At 48.9% G+C, this 5,616-nt stretch carries 5 protein-coding genes and 1 pseudogene; 1 reads left to right on the top strand and 5 read right to left on the bottom strand.

Going from position 1 to position 5,616, the window contains the following annotated elements:
* Together BZG79_RS10795 and BZG79_RS10790 are read right to left on the bottom strand one after the other, a co-directional pair.
* The coding region (locus BZG79_RS10795) for a DUF4105 domain-containing protein (protein WP_077774387.1) at nt 1–1,795 on the bottom strand (1,795 nt) is incomplete at its 3' end.
* Between the two features lie 106 nt (nt 1,796–1,901).
* Nucleotides 1,902–2,327, bottom strand: a complete 426-nt coding sequence (locus tag BZG79_RS10790; RefSeq protein WP_277919394.1) for a DUF3015 domain-containing protein — start codon at nt 2,325–2,327, stop codon at nt 1,902–1,904.
* 160 nt (nt 2,328–2,487) lie between these two features.
* On the opposite strand from BZG79_RS10790, the gene BZG79_RS10785 reads away from it, so the two are divergent.
* Entirely contained in the window at nt 2,488–4,296 is a 1,809-nt protein-coding gene (locus BZG79_RS10785; RefSeq protein WP_077774385.1) for an ABC transporter transmembrane domain-containing protein, read from the top strand.
* Here the strand turns inward: BZG79_RS10785 and BZG79_RS16120 are convergent.
* The 3 genes and pseudogenes from BZG79_RS16120 to BZG79_RS10775 form a co-directional block, all read right to left on the bottom strand.
* Nucleotides 4,293–4,466: a DUF6435 family protein gene (locus BZG79_RS16120; protein ID WP_108743183.1), complete on the bottom strand. Its 174-nt coding sequence runs from the start codon at nt 4,464–4,466 to the stop codon at nt 4,293–4,295. The two genes, BZG79_RS10785 and BZG79_RS16120, sit on opposite strands and share 4 nt — an antisense overlap.
* A 72-nt stretch (nt 4,467–4,538) precedes the next feature.
* Nucleotides 4,539–4,946 carry a hypothetical protein gene (locus BZG79_RS10780; protein ID WP_077774384.1) on the bottom strand — a complete coding sequence of 136 codons (408 nt, stop codon included), beginning with the start codon at nt 4,944–4,946 and terminating at the stop codon, nt 4,539–4,541.
* A 192-nt stretch (nt 4,947–5,138) separates the two neighbouring features.
* Nucleotides 5,139–5,616: pseudogene (locus BZG79_RS10775) on the bottom strand (glycine dehydrogenase (aminomethyl-transferring)); the annotation flags it as partial.

The raw sequence follows: 5,616 nt of genomic DNA, 5'->3' as shown, positions 1-5,616 counted from the left end.
GTGTCAGGGAGGAACGATTAAGCAGCGGCAGATACTGTGCTTGCACGCCGAGACGATGGTTATCAGCAAGTTGCCATAGCAATCCTGATTCTACGCCGGTTGCTAGATTAAATTGGTTATCGCTGGCGTCGCCATGAGTTAATGCTGTTGACCACAAAGCGTAGGCATGTAAACCGTCACTTTCTCCCCACGACTGACCTACGCCCCCTTGGGCAAACCAACGGCTATCTTGTCTCTCGGTGCCTGGTAAACGGTCAAAGCCTGCACGGATATTCCACGATAGACTAGAGAAAACCCGTTTTTTCGGCGCGATTGTCATTGCATCGATCAGATAAAGCTTATCCAGTTGCGTATTACCGTTTTTATCGTGGCTGATAGCGACATCAACAAAGCTGATTTGTGCGCCGGGCACAAAGCCATCTTGGGGATCCATTAAGTCATGGTATGCCGCGCGCCATTCAAGCGAGAGGGCATCGAGACCGTTTTTTGCGGTTCTTGCTCCAAAACCAATACGTGTAGAGCCGTGTCCTTTATCCGGCGATACATTGATATTAGCTACGGACTCAAACGGAGAGGCTGCACTGACTTGGCTGCGCATGCTGAGTAATTTAGTGAGGCGCTGCGCATAGGGATCTCTAGGAAGTGCTTGATCATAAAAATCAAAATTGAGCCACTCGTAAGCAAATTCATAAATAGCGGCCAATTGCTCGTCAGTATATTGCTGATGGTCAGGGAAATGGCCACTTTTCGCTTTTTTCGCGGCTTCAAACACCGCAGGAGAGGCTTGTTGCGACATATTTAATAGGCGAGTGCCAAACGAGGCACGAAAACTCGGTGTCTCAATCAAGTCATTACTGGCTAGCGTTTTTACTGTATCTGACGGGATCGCTTGAAACGGGAAATCATCGACCAAACTTAAATCATCGCGAGCCAACTGAAGCAATGCGAGAAGTTGGTATGAGCAGTTTTCGTCAAGAAAGTAGTAATCGAAGGTCGCGCTTTGCATCTCCCACAAATGCAGCAATACACGATTTACCTCTTGCTCGGACAAGTTAAGGGGATATTCCCAAATATCTCGCGATTCAATGTCGTTATACTCGCGAACCTTACGATAATAAGGCATCACAGTAAATTGCCCCGGGTAAGCGCCAAACAGCCCCTTTGCGGCATACATGGCGGCATTGTCATCTTGGCTGGGTTCGGCAGCAAAATTGACTGCAAATGCCACCAATTCTTTATTTCGTGTTTGATCTTGTGCGTCAATTCGCAACAGCGTATGGCCAAACATTGATGAGGGATTGTTCATAAATGCCGTTGGAAAAACCAGCGTCATGCCATCTGGATCAAGCACCTTTTGCCAACGCTCAAGTTCAGGGCAATCGAGTTGTGCAGTGCGTCCTGCTTTAGACTCGAGCCATGTAAAACGCGCAGGATATTGACACCTTGCTACTTTTGCAACGGAGGCATCGGCATGGTAAAGCGCATTAATTGTCGCTGCTAGCTCTTGTTGCGGGTGTGTCTTTCCGTTAGCGGCAAGGAAAAAATCTTCTGAATCAACCGTACTTTCATAGCCTGATAACGTGTTAGGTAGATAGTGAACCAGTTTTAGCCAGTATGCTTGGTTGGCCAAGGAGGGAATATCAAAGTCACTATTTTTCGTAACAGTAGCGGTCTTAGCAAACGTAGCCGTGTTGGTAAAATCAGGCGTACTCGCAAAAGCCGGCGCGCTAAAGAGAGAAAGAATGATGAGACTAAGACGAACAAATAGCGAGGTGCGAGAATGAATAAGTCTCATATCAGTACAACGATTCACGTCCAGAAACATGAAAGTGCCCAAGTAGGGCACTTTCGCACTTAATAACCGCCACTGTTTGGCGGATAACCGTCAAGCGTTATACCGCTTAAATTTTATACGTTGAAAGCTGCTCGTTTTGCGCTACAACAGTATTTAGGTTGGTCAGTACTTCTTGTGAAGTGACTTGATCAGAGGTTACGATCGATGCAAAGTTTTGCTTAGCAACGTCGTTAAATGCTGCTTTGTCTGCATCTTTGATGCCCCAAACTTCAGAAAGCGTTGCCAACGTTTCGCCTTCGCCGCGTGCGATATCACGTGCCAGGTTATCCATGTTTCCGTCAATGAACATGGCTAGCTTCTGCTGCGAATCAATGGTGCCTGTGCCATCACAGCCTAGCGTACCAAAGGTGATACCAAAGGTTTGGTTACCAGAGGTGCCGTTTGTGGTCGCGCCGAGTACTTTGTAAACCTTTCCTTGTTGACCATCAAATACCATTGTGCCGAGACCACAGCCGATATCTGAATCTGCCAGTTTTGTATAATTTCAACGACACCTTTGCAAACGTGGGATTAGCTGCTCAAAGAAAGAGAAATAGCGAGCGATAACAGCTTATAGTGGCCAAAGCATTCATAATAGGAATGTTCGTCAGGCAATAACACGCTAACATGCAAGGACAGCATTAAGTGAACTTATGGCAAATCAAACCGCAACGGATACCTCATCGAAACAATCTGCCGTGAATCGCAACAGTAAAAATCTGACTATATTGTGGGAGCTTATTGCGTTTATCCGCCCTTACCGTTGGCAAGTGAGCGCGGCATTGCTGGCTTTGGTTTTTACCGCATCATTAACACTCTCGGTCGGACACGGCGTTCGGCTTTTGATCGACCAAGGCTTTGCACAGCAATCACTGGTTGAGTTGGGTAATGCGGTACAGTTTATTTTACTGATCACCGTGTTGATCGCCGTCGGTACCTTTTTCCGGTTCTATCTCGTGTCATCGGTGGGTGAGCGGGTCAGTGCTGATATTCGCCAAGCGGTATTTGATCATGTGATTGGTCTGCATCCGAGTTATTTTGAAACCCACGGCAGTGGCGAAATCATGTCGCGGATCACCACAGATACCAGCTTGCTGCAAAACATTATTGGCTCGTCGTTTTCCATGGCCATGCGCAGTGCGCTGCTGTGTATCGGTGCCATCATCATGCTGTTTGCTACTAACATTAAACTGACCTTGATTGTACTGGCATCCGTCCCTTTTATTCTGGTACCGATATTGATTTATGGCCGACGCGTGAGGACGTTATCGCGGCAAAGCCAAGATTCGATGGCGGATGTAGGCAGCTATGCCGGTGAAGCGATCGCCAATATTAAAACCGTGCAAAGCTTTGCGGTAGAAGATCACGCCAAAGCTGCATTTGGGCAAGAAGTGGAGCGTGCCTATCTCATCGGACGCGAGCGCGTGAAACAACGAGCCATTCTTATTTCCGGCGTGATCGTGATTGTATTTAGCGCCATTACTGGCATGTTATGGGTCGGTGGTCGTGATGTGATTCAAGGTACTATGTCAGCAGGGGATCTGGGTGCCTTTGTATTTTTCGCCATCATGGTAGCCTCTTCCATGGCCACTTTGTCGGAAGTGCTGGGGGAGTTGCAGCGCGCGGCTGGCGCGACAGAGCGCTTGGTAGAACTTTTACACGTGCAAAGCCATATTCGTACGCCAATCACCGCGCTAATAGACCCTCAAACTTTGAGCAATGATATTCGTTTTGAAGCGGTGCATTTCCATTATCCCACGCGTCCTCATCAACCGGCGATTGATACGCTGAACCTTGCTATTCAGCCTGGTGAAGTCGTGGCGTTAGTGGGGCCGTCGGGGGCCGGAAAAACGACGGTCTTTGAGTTACTACAACGCTTCTACGATCCGCAGTCGGGTGCGATTACACTGGGAGGACAAGATATTCGCCGCTTGTCCCCGCAAGCCTTGCGCCAACAAATGGCATTGGTGCCGCAGCAACCGGCATTGTTTAGCGATAATGTGATAGGAAACATCCGCTACGGCAGGCCAGACGCCAGTGAGCAAGCGGTGAAAGAGGCGGCAGTTCAAGCGCACGCTGACGGCTTTATTCAGCAATTACCGGATGGTTATCACAGCTTTTTAGGTGAGCGAGGCGTGCGGCTTTCGGGCGGCCAACGACAGCGGATTGCGATTGCCCGCGCGATTCTTAAGGATCCAAGGATTCTATTACTTGATGAAGCCACCAGCGCGCTGGATAGTGAAAGTGAGCATGCGGTGCAGCAAGGCTTGGCGGCTTTAATGCAGGACCGCACTACCTTGATTATCGCTCACCGCTTATCGACCATTCAGCATGCCGACCGCATTGTGGTGATGGATCAAGGTAAGTTGGTGGATGTGGGCAGTCATACCGAGTTGTTGGCACGCTGCCCTTTATACCAGCGCTTGGTAAAACGGCAATTTAACCCTTCTTCAAGTCACTAAGCCTTGTTTTCCAAGGCTTTAATCTGTTGGTCAATCTTTTCCGCTTCTTCGGTGAGTAGTGAGTAACCTCTGATATCGCCATTGCGTTGAGCTTCAAAGGCTTGTTGTTGTTTGGCGTCGTACTGTTTTTTTAGCTTTTTAACCGGATTCGGTTTTAGAAACGAGAGCATAGTGGGTCCTTTTAGATAGATGACTGCTTTCAGTACGACATCAACCTACGCTTAGATGACCGCTTGCTGTGACTAGAATGAATACGTCACGCCCAGCGCGCCGCCAAGTTGCAACTCTGGGCCGCCGTGGAAGTTAAGCTCTGGATGGACTTGGCCGTAGGCAGTGATCTGCTTGGTGATTTCCCAATCTAATCCTATCGGTAAACGAACGCCATAGTCGTCGTCCCACTCCGCCCAGCCACCGGCGCCTACATACCAATCAACCGGGACATCGGGGTTATCAAAAGTGCCTTGTTGAAAAAGATAATCAAATGCGGTGCCATCATTGCCGAGGGTAAAACGGTATTGATCGTCGATTTCCAGTACAGCGCTTAGTTGTTGATCAACGGCGAGACCCGCCGAGATGCTGGTTTTTTCTTGCGCCAACGCTTGAGTGGTGAGACCAAGTGCGAGCAGGAGACCGAGAGCGATAGGTTTCATAGTGTGCCTTAATACTGCTTTTTCAGATGGCACAGAATGTAGCGGTGTTCGGAGAACAATCTGTCAAGCGTTTGTCAGCGACATTTAAAAGTTCATACCCTTATGTCAACGTTTGCCCAGAGAAAGCCATTCATAAAAAAGGCGCACCAAGTGGCTCGCCTTTAACATCATTATTACCGTGTGAGGAGTGGATTACTCATCCATATAGTTTTCAATGCTGGGGCAAGAACAAATCAAGTTACGGTCGCCGTAGACATTATCGACACGGTTGACCGGTGGCCAGTATTTGCTTGCCTTATTATGGGCTGATGGGAAGCAAGCCAACTCACGTGAATAGGCGTGAGACCATTCGTCTGCCATCAGATCCGCTTGGGTGTGAGGCGCATTGACCAATGGGTTGTCTTCCAGCGTCCATTCACCGTCTTGCACCTTGGCAATTTCCTCGCGGATGGCAATCATGGCATCACAGAAACGATCCAATTCCTCTTGGCTTTCACTTTCGGTCGGCTCAACCATCAGCGTACCCGCGACCGGGAACGACATGGTCGGCGCGTGGAAGCCATAATCCATCAAGCGTTTAGCAATGTCTTCTTCGCTGATCCCGGATGCCTCTTTGAGCGGACGAATGTCGATAATACATTCGTGCGCAATACGTCCGTTTTTGCCGCGA

Source organism: Salinivibrio sp. MA427 (assembly GCF_001996115.1).
GTDB classification, from domain to species: Bacteria; Pseudomonadota; Gammaproteobacteria; order Enterobacterales; family Vibrionaceae; genus Salinivibrio; species Salinivibrio costicola.
Note: the sequence above shows the minus strand (reverse complement) of the source record. Positions and strands in the feature narration are given on the sequence as shown.